This is a genomic window from Roseateles sp. (assembly GCF_039595295.1).
GTDB lineage: Bacteria > Pseudomonadota > Gammaproteobacteria > Burkholderiales > Burkholderiaceae_C > Roseateles.
Genome location: NZ_JBCNLU010000019.1, coordinates 41,809 through 60,625 on the forward strand (window position 1 = coordinate 41,809; position 18,817 = coordinate 60,625).

Below are 18,817 nucleotides of genomic sequence, written 5' to 3' on the forward strand. Positions count from 1 at the left end.
GGCGAATTGGGGTGGCCATCTTGTGGGTGGATTTCATCGTGCGGAGCGACGATGAGAGAAGTCGATCCGCAAGCATGCGCGGCGAATCGCACGAGATCCTAATGGTTCAGGGCCGCCTGAACTTCCAACGATGAGTGGATTGGCAAACTTCCCGGCCGACGCTGCCAGACAACAAGCCGGAGAGCGTGTGGCGCGAGCCGTTCTTCACATCGACCACTTCTCAGGCGCAATCGCCAAGGACCTTCAGCGATCAAAGGTTGGGCTCATCCGTGAGCTGGCTCGGGATCTCTCGATGAGAGCCGAGGCCATCCGGCTGGGTATTGCCATGGAACTTCCCGGAGAGCGGTTGCTCGCCCCGTGCGACGACTTCCGAGAAACGGCCCGACAGCTTCAGCGCGTATCGTCGAAGTCTCGGTTGCCTGAGGCCAGCAAGCTCGCGCTGCAGCTGGTCATCAGGCTGGAAGAACAGGTGAGGCTCGACCTGCAGCAGTGGAACAGCCACACGTGATGCACCCACAGACTGGCTTTTAGCAGTTTCAGGTCAGCTCATCGGTGGGATGCCAGATGACGCGCATCGGCGAGGACGTCAGCGAGAGGCTGGACTACACGCCTGGCAGCTTCACCGTGGAGCGCCATGTCCGCGGCAAGTGGGCCTGCGCGAAGTGCCGCACGTTGACCCAGGCCCCGGTACCGGCAGAGATCATCGACAAGGGCTTGCCCACGTCCGGCCTGCTCGCCCATGTGCTGGTCGCCAAGCACTCGGACCACCTACCCTTTACCGCCAGGAAGCTATCTTCGAGCGCGCCGGCCTGGCCATCCCCCGCTCAACGTTGGCTGCCTGGGTAGGCGTGTGCGGCGTCCGCGTGCAGCCGTTGGTGACGCCATGAAGGCTGACCTACTGCGGCTGCCGGTGCTGCACGCAGACGAGACGCCGGTGGCCATGCTGGCGCCCGGCACTGGCAAGACGCATCGCGCGTATCTCTGGGCCTTCGCCAGCGGCGCCTTCGAGACAATGCGGGCGGTGGTCTACGACTTCACCGAGAGCCGCTCGGGCCAGCATCCATGGACCTTTCTCGAGCACGGCGCCGAGGGTGCCTGGAAGGGCAGTCTCGTCTGCGACGACTATGCCGGCTACAAGGCGCTGTTCCTTGATGGGGGCATCACCGAGGTGGGCTGCATGGCCCACGCGCGCCGCAAGTTCGTGGAGCTGCACTTGACCAACAAGTGCACCTTGGCGGCCACCGCTATTGAGTTCATCGGGCAGCGAGCTGCAGCCATCTTGAGCCTGATCCAGACACCGCCACGCCTTCACGGTTGAGCTGCCGCCAGGCCTTGTCGACTCCGCAGACCTGCATGTTGGCCTGCCACACACGCCGGACCTGAGGCATCAGGCCCGCATCGCGTTGCGCGCGACGCGAGCACAGCGCCGGGTCGCGCTGACGAGCAGCGTGGCGCCAGTAGGGGTGAGCTCGGTTTCAATGCAGCCACCGGGGTTAGTGTCTGCGGGATAACCCATCCGCTCCTGGGAATCTCGTGCGACCACACGCGGGGGCTACTCAAAGTATGGCTATCGGGAGGATCAATATTGGTGCCGCTCGTCTACTCAAACAACGTGATGCTGCAAGCGCTGAAGATCCTCGTGTGGGCCTGCCGCAGTGAAGAGGGCGCTGGGCGGCAGCCCCGCGGGGACGGCGTTAAGGCTGAGAAAGCGCATCGTGAAGGCACCACAAGCCCGCCGGCCCTAGATGCGCGTTCGTCCACTCCGGGGCAGCGCGTAGACGCTGCAGGCTTCGGGAACTCGTCCTAGGCAGAGCATTCCATTGACGGTGTCTTGACGAGGAAACAACACCCTCCAAAGAGGGGCGGTCTCGGTCGCAGAGCGCCCTTAGCATCCATCCCGATTAACAAAGCCGCTACAGACGGCAAACAGGGATGGTCTCAATTCAGGGAACGGCGGAAGCGCTCTCAGGCGCTCCCGGTTCGGCCGCCGCATGGCCGGAACAAGCCGCGGGGGGCAGCGAGTCGGCAACGACGACGGGGCGGCCCGATGGTCCGCTGCGTGCGCTTTGCATCGTCGCGCGCATGCATCACGTGGCGGCCGATGCGCCGTCGCTCAGGCATTTGCTCGGCCTTGGCGCCAGTGATCTGCCCACGACCCGGGACCTGCTCCTTGCCGCTCGCAGACTGGGCCTGAAAGCCAAGTCCTCCCGCACGACAATCGACCGCCTTTCCCTGGCGGCGCTCCCCGCGCTGGCGACGCTGCAAGATGGCCGGACGGTGGTGCTGGCCCAGTGCGACGGCAAGCGCGTGCTGTTCATGGACCCGTCCGGCGACGAACAGTCTGCCCGTCCGACCATCGAGTCCGTCGAGGTCTTCGCCGCCGAATGGACCGGGGACCTGATCCTCATCACCAGCCGCGCGAGTCTGGCAGGTGACCTGACCAAGTTCGACTTCTCCTGGTTCATCCCCAGCATCGTCAAGCACCGCCGCCTCCTGGGCGAGGTGCTGACCATCTCGCTGTTCCTGCAGCTCTTCGCGCTGGTCAGCCCGCTGTTCTTCCAGGTCGTGATGGACAAGGTGCTGGTGCACCGCGGCCTGACCACGCTGGACGTGCTGGTCATCGGGCTGGTCGTGATCATGCTGTTCGAGAGCGCGCTGAACATCCTGCGCAGCTACGTCTTCAGCCACACGACGAGTCGCATCGACGTGGAACTAGGCTCCCGACTGTTCCGTCATCTGTTGAGCCTGCCGCTTGCCTACTTCCAGGCACGACGGGTCGGCGATTCGGTGGCCCGGGTGCGCGAGCTGGAGAACATCCGCCAGTTCCTGACAGGCAATGCGCTGACGCTCGTGCTGGACGTGCTGTTCTCGGTGATCTTCATCGCGGTGATGTTCAGCTACAGCGCCACGCTGACGTTGATCGTGCTGATCTCGTTGCCGCTGTACCTGATCCTGAGCCTGTCGATCGTGCCGCTACTCCGCGGCCGGCTCAACGAGAAGTTCGCGCGCGGCGCTGAGAACCAGAGCCTGCTGGTCGAGACGGTGACGGGCATCCAGACGGTCAAGGCCAGCGCGCTGGAGCCGCAGATGGCGCGCAAGTGGGACGAGCACTTGGCCGCCTACGTGTCGGCGTCGTTCCGCACCCAGACGCTCGCGCAGTACGGCAACGAGGGCATCAACCTCATCGGCAAGCTCGTCAACGCGGCGACCCTGTGGTGGGGTGCGCAGCTCGTGATCGAGGGCCAGTTGAGCGTGGGTCAGTTCATCGCGTTCAACATGTTTGCCGGCCGTGTCGCGCAGCCGATCATGCGCATTGCGCAGATGTGGACGGACTTCCAGCAGACCGGCATCTCGATGGCGCGGCTGGGCGACGTGCTGAACACGCGCACCGAGCTTCGCCCGCAGAGCGCTGGCGCGATGCCGCGCGTGCGCGGTGATGTGATGCTTGAGAACGTGACCTTCCGCTATCGCCCCGATGCCCAGCCGGTGCTTCACGCCGTGGACCTGTCCGTCGCGTCGGGTGAGGTGATCGGCATCGTGGGACGCAGTGGCTCGGGCAAGAGCACACTGACCAAGCTCCTTCAGCGGCTGTTCGTGCCTGAAGCGGGGCGCGTGCTGATCGACGGCCAGGACATCGCCATGGCCGACGCAACGCAATTGCGTCGCCAGGTCGGCGTCGTGTTGCAGGAGAACATGCTCTTCAATCGTTCGGTACGCGAGAACATCGCCATCGCCGATCCTGCGGCGCCGATCGAGGCTGTCATCCATGCGGCCAAGCTCGCCGGCGCGCACGACTTCATCGCCGAGCTTCCCGAGGGATACGACACGGTGGTCGGCGAGCAGGGAACCGGGCTTTCCGGCGGACAGCGCCAGCGGATCGCGATTGCTCGGGCGCTGTTCGGGCAGCCGCGGATCCTGATCTTCGACGAAGCCACCAGCGCGCTCGACTACGAGAGCGAGGCCATCATCCAGAAGAACATGCGCGCGATTTGCCAGGGGCGAACCGTGTTCATCATTGCGCATCGGCTGAGCGCGGTCCGACACGCTCATCGGATCATCGCGATGGAGAAGGGGCGTATCGCCGAGATGGGCAGTCATGACGAGCTGATCGCCATGCCCCAGGGGCTTTACGCGCACCTGTGGCGCATGCAGGGCGAAGGAGGCTCGGAATGAGCGCCGAATCGATGCAGGTACGGCAGGGCGCGACGACTCCGGACGATGCCCCCGAGAAGCCGCGCCATCCGGTCCGGGAACTGCTGGCGCGCTATGCGGCGGTGTTCAAGGCAGCGTGGGAGCGCCGAGAGGAGCTGGCCGGTCCGCGCCGGCTGGCCGATGAACGCGCCTTCCTGCCTGCGGCGCTGGAACTCCAAGAGACACCGCCGCATCCCGCCCCCCGACGTGCGGCGATCGCTATCTGCGCGCTGTTCGTGATCGCGCTAGCGTGGGCGTTGATCGGGCAGATCGATATCGTCGCGGTGGCGCAGGGGCGGGTCATCGTCAGCGACCGAACGAAGACGATCCAGCCGCTGGAGACCAGTGTGGTGCGCGAGGTGTTCGTCAAGGACGGCGACAAGGTGAAGGCGGGGCAACTGCTCATCGCGCTCGACTCGACGATGACGGAAGCGGACAGCCATCGGGTCGAGAAGGAGCGGGTCGCGGCGCTGTCGGAAGTGCTGCGAGCGCGGGCGCTCTTGCAGACGCTGGCCTCGGGCGGCGCGCCAGTTCTGGCGGCAGAGGCGACGAAGTCCATTCCGCGAGAGGATGCAGACAGCGCGCGATTTCAGCTGCAAAGCGAATGGGCGGACATTTCGGCCAAGCTGGCCAAGCTTCAAGCAGAACTGGAGCGGCGCGAGGCTGAGATCGCCACAGCCCGGCAAGTGGTCGAGAAGCTCCAAAGCACGGTGCCGATGGCGCAGCAGCGAGAGCGTGATTACAAGGCTCTGAGCGACCAGGGCTTCATCGCCGGACACGCTGGTCAGGACCGCACGCGGGAGCGGGTGGAACAAGAGAAGGACCTGGGAACGGCGCTGGCTCGGCAGCGGGAAGCGCAAGCCGCCTTGGCAGAGTCGCGCGGATCGGCTGCGGCGTTCCGGGCCGAGACGCTGCGCACGCTCCGCGACCGCGAAGCGCAGGCGGATCTGAAGCTCAAGCAGCTGGCCGAAGAGGGAGCGAAGGCCAACAAGCGTAACCAGCTTACTCGCCTGACGGCCCCGGTGGACGGCACGGTGCAGCAGCTCGCGGTGCATACGGCTGGCGGCGTCGTGACCGAGGCGCAGGTGCTGCTGGTGCTCGTGCCCGACGAGGCTCAGGTGACCGCCGAAGTGGTGCTTGAGAACAAAGACATCGGCTTCGTGCGCGCGGGGCAGGAGGCCGAGATCAAGCTTGAGACATTCCCGTACACGCGCTACGGCACGGTGTCCGCCACGGTGAAGAGTGTGTCGGCCGATGCGGTCAATGACGAGAAGCGGGGGGCGATCTTCCCCGCGACCCTCGTGCTGGGCCAGGGGGCGATCGACGTGGACGGCAAGCCGGTGAAGCTGACGCCCGGCATGAATGTGACCGCGGAGGTGAAGACGGGGCGACGTCGCGTCATCGAGTACCTCTTCAACCCCGTCCAGCAGCACGTGCAGGAAAGCATGAGGGAGCGTTGATGCGTGTGCTCGTCATCCATCAGAATTTTCCCGGCCAGTTCAGACATGTTGTGAAGGCTTGGTCGCAGCGCCCCGGCTGGCAGGTTCTGGGCATCGGACAGGCAACGGCGCCTGGAATGCCCGAGCTGGAGCGCGACGGCAGGCTCACGCTGATTCGCTACAAGCCGCATCGCGAGGTGAGTCCGACACAGCACCACTACCTGCGCCGCATGGAAGAAGCAGTGCTGAACGGCCAAGCGGTGGCGCGGCTGCTGCTCAAGCTCAAAGCCAAGGGCTTCTCGCCGGACGTGATCCTGGCGCATCCCGGATGGGGGGAGACGCTGAACGCGAAGGACGTCTTCCCGAACGCCCGCCTGGTCCATTTCTGCGAGTGGTTCTACAACGCGCCGCCCGATGGCAATGGAATGGACCCGAACTGGGCGGGTGCAGACATCGGCTTTGATCCGGAGTTCCCGGTGACCTTCGATGACCGTGCGCGAATCCGGGCGTGGAATGCGCTGCACCTGCTCAACCTCGAGAACTGCGACGCGGCGATCAGTCCCACGCAGTGGCAGAAGGCGCAGCATCCGAAGGCGTACCTCGACAAGATCACGGTAGCGCATGAGGGAATTGACCTTGAGGGTCTGAGGCCAGACCCGGAGGCGCGAATGACGATGCCCAACGGGGCGGTGCTCAAGGCGGGGGATCCGGTGATCACGTACGTCGCGCGCAACCTGGAGCCGTATCGCGGCTTTCACCATTTCATGCGGGCGTTGCCATCCATTCAGAAAGAGCACAAGACCTGCCACACGGTCATCGTCGGGGGAGATGAGGTCAGCTATGGCCGAGCGCCGAAGGGTGGCAAGACCTGGCGCGAAACGATGCTGGAAGAGGTTGGTGGGAGGTTGGATCCGTCTCGGACGCACTTCCTGGGCAGGGTGCCTTATGCGATCTATAAGCGCGTGCTGCAGATATCAGCCGCTCACGTGTACCTGACCTATCCCTTCGTGCTGAGCTGGTCGATGCTGGAGGCGATGGCAACCGGGTGCGCCGTGATTGGGTCGGATACAGCGCCGGTGAGGGAGGTTGTCGAGGACGGTGTCAGCGGGAGACTTGTACGGTTGTATGAGAGCGACCAGTTGATACGGCGGACGGTTGAAACCATCGGTCTGCCGCAGGGCGATCGACAAGAGTTGCGTGAAGCTTCGCGTGGACGAGTAACAACGTTCGGGCTTGCGCACGGGATGGAAGCGTTTGAAGTACTTTGCCTGGGCTAGCTGGCGGCTAAGGGATGCGTTGATGGATGCTCAAGAATTCTTGCAGCCATATAAGCTGCACTGAAAGGTTTTTATGAGATTTCAATCTCGAATTAACATTCTTCTTTGGAAAATCTTCATAGGCGACTCGGCCCCCAGAAGGGGGGTGATCGGGTTCATCCTCGCATCTGGCGCAGGGCTTGCGGTGATGCCCTCCGTGGCGGCCGACCAGGATTATTGGGAAAATTCGAAGATTAAAAACTCCGCAGAGGTTTTGCCAAACGGGGTTAAATATCCGCAATGCTCGTCAATAAATGCTCGAACAATACCATTCCGATCCGTCCGAATTGAAAATTCACACTTTATTTTCTTGAATGATGAAGGTGAAGGTGTTTTGCGGGATGCGTGTATCGGCAATAGCGTCAGCTTCAACAGATACCTGATGCAGGACATGGCGTGGTTGAGTGAGTCTCAACGTCGAATGGCAGAGCAGCGTCTAGCTGGGGGGGTGAGGGTTGCTGCACATATCCTCATATACGGAATAGAGGGGCGTGACATGCAAAAAACAGGGCTACCCCTGAGTTTTATTGGTGAGCCGCGCACATTCCCTGGGGCGGTGTTCACGAGATGGGAGGCGAGTGCGTGGAAGGTCTCCGAGTTCAATAAGGTGCCTGAGATGCGCTCGATTGACTCGTCGGCTCGCTGGTCAATAAATGGCACGATGGACGATCGGACAAAAAAGCCCATCGCGATTTCCTGTGTTCAGCCCGCAACGTCCCACCTCCAGGAGGATCAGGTGTACCTAGCAGCGGCACGACAGCCCGACGATACAGCAGGAAAGTCCACCGGGAACTGTAGTTTTTGGTTTGGCGTCGATGTTCCGGGGGATGGGCGGGTGCTGGTGAAGGTGGCCCTAGGCGGACAAACGCATCTTGCCGCGGAAGTGGTGAAGCGCGTTCGCGAGGAAATCAAACATAAGGTCCGGGGAGAGAAATAATGTCAATTCAATTGAATGAAGCGGAGCAAGTCCGAGTTCGGGAAGCGCTCTTGCACTGCAGCGCTCAAACGTCGGCTACGAGGGAGACCGCGGACGGTAACTGGGCGCCGTTCTACGTGGAGTTAAGCGCAATCTTGAGTGAGCGTATCCTTTATGGAAATCTGTCGGCAACGGATATTGATACTGCCAAAAGCGTCAAGCTCTGGCTCGATGTTGCTGCTGGAGCAAACGCGGGAGTTGGCATCCACAGCGCGTTCATTCGAAGCTATACAGAGAGGGAGTTTCAACTTCGTGTTGGACGCCCCTTGACGCAGCAGGAAATGCAGCTTGCTTCAAATGGCGTGGCCTTTAATTTGCTAGATAACCTAAAGAAGACCGGATATACCATTCCGACAATCAGTCAACTGGCTGAGGCGGATGCATCTTCTATCGGCCGAAATCTATATCAAAGCATTCTCGGAATTTCCGATACGGCATATTCTGCAAACAGTGCATGGGCTGGCGCGCTTGGCTTTAACATGCTCGGTGGAAATCCCCCGTATGAAAGCTGGAGGCTCCTCACAGCGGGTGAATCAAATAGGCTCGATACGGTCGATGATTTGAAGAACGTCATCTTCGCGGCATACAGCTATGCTCAGGCCAGTTTCAGTGCAATAAAAAGTGGAGTGCTCCCGAGCGGAATGCCGTCGCTTGAGGATTGGTGGCAGCAATGGGTGGGAGGGCTCCCGGCTCAGTTTGCAATTGCTTCGCAAGCCAAGAATTGGGGGGAGGCCTTCGGCGTTTTGGATGCCGTGGCAGCGCGCACGCCGGCTGTTGGCCAGCCAATGCAAGTCATGAGTAGAGCTGGAGTAACCCGATTCCTCGACATGATTGAGGGGACGATTTCCGGGCAAGCGAAGATCGGTCGCACCAACGAAGATAACTTCGAGGCTCGCGCCCGACAGATATTTAGTCAATGGACGACCGCAGAAATGCAAGCCGGTGCAGTTCGCATCTTGACGGCCGAAGAGCTACGTGTTTTGGCTCGAACCGAAATAGATGCGAGAGCAGCACTCGCTGGGCTCTCTCTAGTGCTGCTCTCGCCTCGGTCGCCCGGTGACCGCGAGCTCAGTCTGGTAGATCCCGCCACCGGTACGGGCAACCTCAGCACACGCTGGATTGACGACCGAGCAGCAATGCTTAGCTGGCTAGCTAGAGCGACGACACCTACGAACGGAGGCTTTGCTCCATTTATGTACGCCAAGGAAGTGGCGACGTATAGGGACCTTTCTTCAGGTGTTAGCTTCCGCGTCAATCCTGATAGTGGAGTGCCTGACAGCACGAAGCCGGGTGCGCCGCCGACGACCACCCCAGACGTAGGACTGCACGATCTGAATGCGCGAGTATTCGTCTTTGGTTCAAGGGCAGCCGATTCCATTCAAGGTGGTGTGAATAGCGATAGGCTCTACGGGGATGGCGGCAATGACACGTTGACCGGAGGTGCCGGAAGCGACTTCATCGAAGGAGGGCTGGGAGACGATTCCATCCAAGGAGATGGTGGTTTGCTAGTAGATGGAAAGTCCTACGACGACACGCTCTATGGCGGCGAAGGCAATGACACGATCAGCGGAGGTCGAGGGGCCGACTATTTGTCGGGGGGGCTTGGAGACGATGAAGTCTTGGGAGATGAGGGCAACGACTTCATCACCGGAGGTGCCGGCGCCGACAAGCTTTGGGGCGGGGACAGCAACGACTTCCTCTATGACGAAGGAGGGCCTGACTCCAATTTCCTGCATGGTGACAACGGCAACGACGTCCTGGAGATCGGCGGTGGCACAGGCATGTCGTTCCTGGATGGCGGCGAAGGTACCGACATTCTGATCGGAGGCCAGGGCAACAACTCCCTCGATGGAGGCACTGGAAACGACAGCATCCGCGGCGGGGCAGGAGTCGACATCGTCAATGGCGGCGACGGCGCGGACCTGGTGGACGCCGGCGCCGGCAACGACGAGATCACTGGTGGTAAGGGCGCCGACTACCTGAAAGGTGGTGCGGGCACAGACACGTACAACTACGCAGAGACCGACTTTGGCGTAGATCTCATTGATGACGTCCAGGGTGCAGATGCCCTACGGGTGGGCGGCGTGGAGATCCAGGGTGCCGCAGTCTATGACGCCGACAAACTCGCCTGGATTACCAATGGGCTCGAGATCCGCAAGTTGGAAGCGGGTGAATCCATAACGCTGTCGATCAGTAGTGCTGGCGACGCGAAGAACACGATCTATCTACAGGACTGGAGTCCTGGTCGATATGGCATCAGCCTGAGCGGAGAGCCGCAGGATCCTGAGCGTCCGCAGACGCTGCTGACCACCCCTAGGTCGATCGCCTTGAACAACTTCGTCGACGAGCAGCAAGGCGATGCGCTTGACGGCGGCGAGGGCAACGACATCTTGTACGGGAATGCTGGAAGCAGCTTCCTTGTCGGAGGTGCAGGTAACGACCTCATCAACAGCGATTACATGAGCGACGGCGCTGACTGGGTCGAGGGCGGCGAAGGCAACGACGTCATCTTCACTGGAGGCGGAAAGGATGCGGCCTTCGGGGGGGCGGGCGACGACCTTCTTGTGGCCGGGCGCGATTTTGAGGTCCAGCGCAGCGTCGTCAACACCATTTTCTGGCGGACGGACGGGGAGGACGCCTACTGGCTGTACTCCCTTCCCACCGGCGGGTACTCCACAGCATCTCCGTTTCACTACAGCTTCCCCGGCACCGACTATGAGATCGCTCACCCAGAGCTGTCGAGCTTCGACGTGAGCGTGAAGCGCGAACGCGCATCGCTCCCCGACTATGACGGGTACTTCTGGTGGCAGAACGCGGGGTCACCTGCGGCAAGCCTGGAGCCAGACCTGAAGTTCACGATCACTGTTGGGGACATTCAGTACGGCGACAACAAGTTTCTTCAGGATGGTGATGATCTGCGCGCCGATCCTGGGCCGAACATCGGCAAGCCAATCGAACTCACCGTCATGCTACCCGTCGGCGGGGATCTACTGCGTCCCGGCCAGAACGTGCAAGGAGCGTTGTTCCATGGCGGTGACGGCAACGATGTCATCTATGGCGCAAACAACAATGACCGGCTTTTCGGAGATGCGAACGACGACCTGTTGATTGGCTATGACGGAGATGACCGGCTTGACGGCGGCGATGGCGACGATGAATTGTCTGGCGGTGCAGGTCGAGATCTACTCGAAGGGGGCGCAGGCGATGACCAACTGGTCGGCGGCTATGGGGCCGACATGCTGTATGGCGGAGAGGGCGACGACAAGCTGACTGGCGACGCACCGAACCTTTACCCTACAGGCGCCTACCCCCCTGCACTCGATACTGGTCTCATGGGCGGAGACTATCTCGCCGGCGGCGCAGGGAATGATTCTCTTTGGGGTAATCATGGCGATGACTACCTCTTCGGTGGTACTGGCGACGATCGGATCTCCGGCGGCGCAGACGACGACCACGGGTTCGGCGAGCTCGGCAGCGACGACCTGTGGGGCGGGGACGGCGCCGACTACCTTGACGGGGGCGAAGGCGACGATCGGCTCTACGGCGGAAATGACAACGACATGCTTGTCGGCGGTTCGGGCAGTGACGATCTGCAGGGCGAAGCTGACAACGATCTCTTGGACGGTGGGGCGGGCGACGATGTGCTCTTTGGTGGAGATGGGCTGGACTTTCTCAACGGGGGGAGCGGCAACGATCGTCTATACGGCGATGGTGGCGAGTCGGAGGACGGTGCCGACACTCTGGAGGGGGGGGCAGGCAACGACGACCTGAATGGCGGAGGGGGCAGCGATCTCTACATCTTCTCTAAAGGCGATGGACAGGACACTCTGCATGACGACGGAGCAGGAGGCAGTCGAAATGTCATCGCATTCAAGTTTGCCAGTGGAGATGTGCGAACGCTGCAGCGAGACGGCACCGATCTTCTGATCAAGTACGGGCTCGATGACCAGGTGCGAGTGGTCGGATACTACCTAGGCAGCAACTTCAGTTTGGGCAGCACCTCCGCCAGCTCTGATTCGGGTCCGGCCGGGCCGGCAATCGCTGAGATCCAGTTCCAAGATGGGACGATATGGGGACAGGACGAGATCTTGGCGAAAGCACCTCCGCCGCCAGCGGGCGAGGTGAAACCGGATCCCTTCGCGTCTCTGGCATCGCTCTACTTCGTCAATGCGCTGCTGTCGCGTGAAGCGGTGAAGGCAGCTGGAAAGCATGCGCTGAGCTTCTCTTTTGCGACGCGTGTGCCGGTGGGCGTGACGGGGGGCTATCAGTTCTCGGAGGCGCAGAAGCAGGCTGTGCGCGAGGCGCTGGGGCGGTTCAGCGCAGTGCTGGATCTCACATTTGCAGAGGTGGCGGACGACGCACAGTCTGACCTCAGTTTCCATCTGGATGACCTCGTGTCCGCAGGCTTTGGAGCCTTCGCCGGCTACGCCAGCGCCGGCGCCGGTGAGGTGCATCTGAATAGCACGTACTTCTCCAAACCGGTGCGAGACGAGTTCGGCAATGTCGCGACGCAGCGCACGCTGAACGTCGGCTCCTCCGGCTTCGAAGTGCTGTTGCACGAGATTGGCCACGCGCTTGGTCTCAAGCATCCGTTCGAAGCGCCGGTGCTTCCCAACAGTGAGAACACGAACTCGAACACGGTGATGTCCTACACCCGACCGGGCGGCCCGGCAACGGATCTCGCGGCGTTCGATGTTGCTGCGCTGCAGCTTCTCTATGGGGTGGCTGAAAACAAAGGCAGCGGAAACGACATCGTCGACTTCCGCACCCGATGGGTGCAGGACAGCGGAGGCCTGGACCTCTTTGACGCGAGCGCGGAGGCCTCTGGCGTCTATGTCGACTTGACGCCAGGGAGCTGGATCTATCGCGGTGCAAAGGCGACCAGCATCCTTGCGGCCGACCAAGCCTTCATTGGCTTCAATACTCTCATTGAGAACGTGACCGGGGGCTTGGGTGACGATTCTTTGACCGGCAACTCTGCTGACAATGTGCTTCGCGGTGGAGGAGGTAGAGACGTACTAAACGGCGGAGCGGGAAGTGACACGCTCGTCGGCGGCGAGGGCTCGGACACTTACGTGTGGGGCCGCGGCAGCGGCGCAGATGTTGCGGTCGACGATGCGGGTCAGGCTGCCGATATCGACTCCTTGCGCCTGACTGCTGGGCTCGGCGCTTTTGACGTATTGCTTGAGCGAGTTGGCGACGATCTGTTGGTTCGGTCCAGGAGTGGGTCGGACAGCATTCTCATCAAGGGTCAGTTCGTCGGGGGCGGAATCGAGCGGCTGACCTTCGAGGACGGTACCGAATGGAACGCAACCACGATCGAGCAGAAAGCCCAAGGCGGGATGACGGCCAGTAGCGATTTGTATATCGGCTCCTCAGGCTCGGACATGGTGGACGGCTTGGCTGGCGATGACGAACTCGTTGGCAACGGGGGAGCTGACACGCTGATCGGAGGAGACGGGAACGATCTGCTGTTCGGAGGAGATGGTGTTGACAGGCTGGACGGCGGAGCGGGCAGCGATTCCCTCGACGGCGGAGAGGGAAATGATCTGCTCGTCGGTGGTGAAGGCGCGGATACATACTGGTGGGGTGCCGGAAGCGGGCAAGACACCATCGCCGATGGCAGCGCGAGCACCGCGGAGGTGGACACGCTGCGAGTAGGAAGCGGAACTAAGCCGTCGGATCTCTTGCTATCCCGTTCGGGCAATGATCTCGTGATCCAGATCACATCCGGCGTAGATCGTGTCGTCGTCAGAGACCATTTCACTGGACAGTCAATCGAACGGATCCTTTTTGAGGGCGGCACTGAGTGGGATGCGGCGGCGATCCAATCCAAGCTTCAAAGCGGCGCGACGAATGGCGCTGACATCCTTGTCGGAACCGGTGGCGATGACATCATCGACGGGCTCGGCGGTGATGACGAGCTCCGAGGCGAAGCCGGAGCGGATCTACTGCGGGGTGGGGCTGGCGCGGACACGATTCGTGGCGGTGACGGCAATGACTCGTTGTACGGCGATAGCGGCATCGATGTGCTGGACGGTGGAGATGGCGATGACTTGCTGGTTGACGGCGAGTCCATGTCCGGCGGGAATGGATCCGATACATACGTCTGGGGACTTGCAGGAGGAGCCTCCACCCTTCGAGAGGCATACGACGCGCCAAGTGTCGATACCTTGAAGTTCAAGGCGGGCATCAGTCCCTCGGAGCTTGCGCTCACGCGCACAGCCAGTGATCTGCAGATCTGGGTCAAAGGCACGGGTGACAGCATCGTCATCGTCGATCACTATGCGATGAAGTCCATCGAGCGCTTCGTCTTTGACGACGGAACTGTCTGGGATTCCATAGATATCTACCGCAACACCAACTTGCCGCAGCTGGGCACCGATGCCAACGATGTGGCTTTGCTCGGGCCGTTCGGGGACAGCTACAGCGCTGGTGGCGGAGATGACCGCGTGGACGGCCAGGAGGGCGATGACTATGTGCTTGGGGAGTCCGGGAACGACTCGCTCCAAGGAGGCCTGGGCAACGACAGTTTGTACGGCGGGACCGGGGCAGACCTTCTGCAGGGCGGGGCTGGCAATGACGTCCTGAACGGCGATGAGGGCAACGACACGCTCTGGGGGGAGGCGGGCGACGACATGCTAAGTGGTGGAGCTGGCGTCAATGTGCTGTACGGCGGTGACGGTAGCGATCATTTGAGCAGCAGGACGCGTGGCGCACGCGACACCATGTACGGAGGGCAAGGAGCAGACAGCTACAGCGTTGCGTACGGCTCGACTGCGGACATCACAGCGGTCTCCATCGACGATTCCGCCAGCTCGGATGACCAGTATGTCGCTACGACCCTTGATGGCTATGTGAGCAACCAGGTTACCCAAACCTGGAATATTCGTGATGCAGGCGGAGACCGGGATGAGCTCGTCTTCGACGGCGCCTACGTCACGGCCGACTCCACCGTGATTCGTTCAACGGGTACAGGCATTTCCGTCACGGCAGCGAACTTGCGCATCGTCATCAACGACGCGGTTGATGCGCTGGGCAACAAGGCCGCCGGGGCGATCGAGAAGGTGACCCTTGGCGATGGCACGGTTTACTCGTTCGAGCAACTGGTTGCAGCCACATTGCGTTCGACAACTGGCAATGACTCGATCGTCGGTTACGGCGGTAGCGACACACTCGATGGGGGGCTGGGTAGAGACTCGTTGCTGGGCGGCGATGGCGACGATGTGCTCCGCGGCGGCGGCGATTACGACTACCTGTGGGGCGGCGCCGGAAACGATACCTTGGAAGCCGGTGCTGGAGGCGGGAGCCTCAATGGAGGATCGGGCGACGATACGTTCTTGGTCCGCGCTGGTGATGGCAACGTCGAGATCTTGGACGACATGAGCTCCGGTGGACAAGACACTTTGGTGGTCGACGCGCCCCCGAGTGGAGTCACCGTGGCGCTTGAGCCCTTGAGTTCAGGGTCCGACGAGGATCAGGTTGTGTTGCGCTGGAAGGATGGCTCGGCGACCGTGCGCTTCACAATCAAGGCGATAGCCGGCCAGATCTCAACTGTGGTCGAGCGAGTTCGGTTCCAGGACGGGAGCGAACTCGACATGGCCGCGCTCGTCGCCGCCCAGCTTCAAACTCCCACGAGTGCAGATGACCTTCTCAAGGGAACCGGAGCGGGTGAACTGCTTCGGGGACTGGATGGCAATGACACGCTCTATGGGCGCGCGGGGCCGGATACGCTGGAAGGTGGCGCGGGAGACGACCGGCTCTTTGGCGGACTCGGCGACGATGAGTTGATCGGCGGGACTGGCAACGACACCTTCAGCGGAGGAGCAGGGCACAACACGATCGTTTTGTCCGATGCCTCCGGCCTTGACACGGTCCTTGCAGAAGATGGCTCCTCGAACACTCTGAAGTTTGGCGCGGACGTTGCCGCCGGCTCGCTCTCGATTCGCTGGAACGGACTCGCGGCTTTCTACAATTCGTATGAGTACACAGGGTTGCCGCGAGGTCTTCGCTGGCAGTCGGGCCTGACGCTCAGCTACGGGTCGAGTGGAAGCGCTTTGACGATTGGCGCCTTCAATTACACCTGGTCGCCCACGGAGGGCTACTACCCGCAAGGGCTCTTCGGGATTGATGGCGTAGCCTTTGCCGACGGGAGCTCGCGTTCGCTCGATAGCCTGGTGGCCGAGGCGAACACGGTTACCTCCGGAGATGACTTCATCCTCGACGCACTTGAGAAGAATGCCTTCCGCGCGGGGGATGGGAACGACACCATCTACGGCTTCGGCGGCGCGAACCGGCTCGAGGGTGAGGGCGGCGACGATCTGCTCATTGGTGGTGATGACGATGACTCGCTGATTGCCGGCGGTGTTGGGAACGATACCCTCGTCGGCGGGCTTGGCTCCGACCTGCTGGACGGCGGTGACGGAGATGACTCGCTCTATGCAGGCACCAATCGGTTTGGAGCCGGTCTCCCATGGAACTCGCAGCTCCCCAATGAGGAGCACAGTGCAGACCGAGATACGCTGATTGGGGGGGCCGGGAATGACCGCCTGTTCGCAGCCGATCGGGATGTGATCTTCCAGTTCGGCAGAGGCTTTGGACACGACATCGTGTCTGGTGGGCAGAAACGCGGCTACACCACAACGCTGCGCTTCGACTCAACCATCAGTGCCAACGAGGTCAAGTTCTCACGCGGCGTCCAACGAGCGCTGGTCATCTCGATTCCGAATACCGATGATCTCGTCACGATTCCGGACTTCTTCATGTATGACGACGACGGAGTCGATGCGAGTTCCTCCTACGCGACGATTCGTTTCGAGTTCTCGGACGGAAGTGTGGTCTTCGGTAGTGATATGGCTCAGCACCTGGTGTCGATCCATACCTTGGATGCGGACCTGTTCCTGGGCGGAGCTGGTGCCGATGTTCTCACTGGCGGGAAGCCCACCGATCGCCTTGTCGGAGGGGAAGGAGACGACCGTTTGACCGGTCCCGGGCTGATGATCGGTGATGCGGGGAATGACTCCTATGTCTTTGACTTCACTCGCTCACCGATGAGCGTGGAGAACAACCTCATCGTCGAAACAACGGCGCTGGACGAATCGGGTGAGAGCGATGAGTTCGTCGTTGCCGGCGGCGTTCAGCCTGAGGATCTCGTCGTCACCGTGGGAGACGTGTCGACTCCGAAGGGGATGCGATGGGGCTACACGCTCGAGTCGCGTACTACAGGGGCCAAGGCGGTACTCGTTGGCGTTGAGACTGTCAGGTTTGCCAATGGCGTGATTTGGGGTGATGCGGAGCTTCAGGCGAAGGCGACCGAACGATTCGGAACCGCCGGGAATGACACCTTGGAAGGCGATGATCAGGCCAACCGCATGAGTGGCCTCGCCGGGAACGACTCACTGGTTGGATATGGCGGAGACGACACGCTTGACGGTGGGCTGGGTGCGGATACGCTCAAAGGCGGAACGGGGGACGACCTGTACTACGTCGACAGTACTGGTGATGTCGTCTCGGAGTCCTCGAACCAAGGGATCGATACGGTCTTCTCCAACGTGACCTACACGTTGACCACCAATGTCGAGAACTTGACGCTGGGAGGCGACGCCAACATCAACGGCACGGGTAACGCACTGGCCAACATCCTCACAGGCAACGCCGGAGCCAATGTGTTGTCGGGCGGCACGGGCAACGACACCATGAGCGGCGGGCAGGGCAACGACACCTATGTCGTCGACGCGGTGGGTGATGTGGTGATCGAGAACGCTGGCGAGGGGATTGACCTTGTGCAAAGTGGCGTCACCTGGACGCTCGGAGCGAATGTCGAAAACCTGACCCTGACGGGCACCGGGGCGATCAATGGCACCGGCAACACCTTGGACAACGTGCTGACCGGCAACAGCGGTGCCAACAAGCTCGACGGCGGAACTGGGGCCGACATGCTGATCGGCGCGGCCGGCGCAGACTCGCTGACCGGAGGGGCTGGCAACGACACGCTCGACGGCGGAGCTGGCAACGACACGATGCTCGGCGGCGCGGGCGACGACACCTACTATGTGGACGCCACCACCGACGTGATCACCGAGAACGGAGGGGAGGGCATCGACACAGTGTTCACCACCGCAACGCTCACGCTGGCCACCAATGTGGAGAACGTGACCTTGCAGGGCACTGGAGCCCTGAGCGCGACGGGCAACAGCAGCGACAACCTGATGATCGGGAACTCCGGCGTCAACACGTTGACCGGCGGCGCAGGCAACGACACGCTGCAAGGCGCAGGCGGCAACGACTCGCTGGTCGGCGGAGCCGGGGCAGACCTGTACGTGTTCAGCAAGGGTGACGGGACTGACACCATCCAGGACAGTGACTCGACGGCCAACGTGCTGGACCAACTCAGCTTCGGCACGGGCATCACGCGCGGAGCCACGACCTTCAAGAAGGTGAACAACAATCTGGAGATCAGTTTCACCGGGACCACCACGGACAAGGTGGTGGTCAAGGACTGGTACCTGGGTGCTGCCAACCAGGTCGAGCGGGTGGTGTTCGCCGACGGCACCGTGCTGACCAATGCGCAGGTCAACACGGCAGCCGGGCAGGCGTCCACCGCCAAGGTGACCATGGTCCGCATGGAGAAGGAGCTAGGCCTGTTTGAGGACCTCGGCGACGACGCTTCGCTTGGCGATGCGTTCATCGAGGCCTTCGACGTGGATGTGACTCGGCAGGCCGACGCCCTCATCGCGGCGATGGCGTCGTTCGGCAACTCGCCCTCCATGGCGACGAACGCTGCGTTGCCAAGTTACTGGCGCGATGAGGGGACGCTGATCGCCGTGGCCGCGCGTTGAGCGCGCCCCTCGGTAAGTCGATAGAACATCCCGCCTCATGGCGGGATGTTCTGCTTC

The 18,817-nt window shown here is 61.7% G+C and carries 5 protein-coding genes and 3 pseudogenes; 7 read left to right on the plus strand and 1 reads right to left on the minus strand.

Features of this window, described 5'->3' with window-relative positions; translation table 11 throughout:
• Positions 1-130: 130 nt before the first annotated feature.
• On the plus strand, positions 131-508 hold the full coding sequence (locus ABDW59_RS15045) for a hypothetical protein (RefSeq protein WP_343630651.1): 378 nt from the start codon (positions 131-133) through the stop codon (positions 506-508).
• Positions 509-555: 47 nt separating this feature from the next.
• Positions 556-1,249, plus strand: a pseudogene (locus tag ABDW59_RS15050) (IS66 family transposase); the annotation flags it as partial.
• 43 nt (positions 1,250-1,292) lie between these two features.
• Here ABDW59_RS15050 and ABDW59_RS15055 read toward each other — a convergent pair.
• Positions 1,293-1,460 (minus strand): annotated as a pseudogene (locus ABDW59_RS15055) (IS3 family transposase); the annotation flags it as partial.
• A 604-nt stretch (positions 1,461-2,064) separates the two neighbouring features.
• Here ABDW59_RS15055 and ABDW59_RS15060 point away from each other — a divergent pair.
• From ABDW59_RS15060 to ABDW59_RS15080, 5 genes and pseudogenes are all read left to right on the plus strand, one after another.
• A pseudogene (locus ABDW59_RS15060) lies at positions 2,065-4,173 on the plus strand (type I secretion system permease/ATPase); the annotation flags it as partial.
• A complete protein-coding gene (locus tag ABDW59_RS15065; RefSeq protein ID WP_343630652.1) occupies positions 4,170-5,651 on the plus strand; it encodes an HlyD family type I secretion periplasmic adaptor subunit in 1,482 nt (493 codons plus the stop codon). The pseudogene ABDW59_RS15060 and the gene ABDW59_RS15065, both read left to right, overlap by 4 nt.
• Positions 5,651-6,907 carry a glycosyltransferase family 4 protein gene (locus tag ABDW59_RS15070; protein WP_343630653.1) on the plus strand — a complete coding sequence of 419 codons (1,257 nt, stop codon included), beginning with the start codon at positions 5,651-5,653 and terminating at the stop codon, positions 6,905-6,907. Before ABDW59_RS15065 ends, ABDW59_RS15070 begins: the two co-directional genes overlap by 1 nt.
• Positions 6,908-6,980: 73 nt before the next feature.
• Entirely contained in the window at positions 6,981-7,883 is a 903-nt protein-coding gene (locus tag ABDW59_RS15075; RefSeq protein ID WP_343630654.1) for a hypothetical protein, read from the plus strand.
• Positions 7,884-8,017: 134 nt separating this feature from the next.
• Positions 8,018-18,760 (plus strand): calcium-binding protein, encoded by a 10,743-nt coding sequence (locus tag ABDW59_RS15080; RefSeq protein WP_343630655.1) that lies wholly within the window; start codon positions 8,018-8,020, stop codon positions 18,758-18,760.
• Positions 18,761-18,817 lie beyond the last annotated feature (57 nt).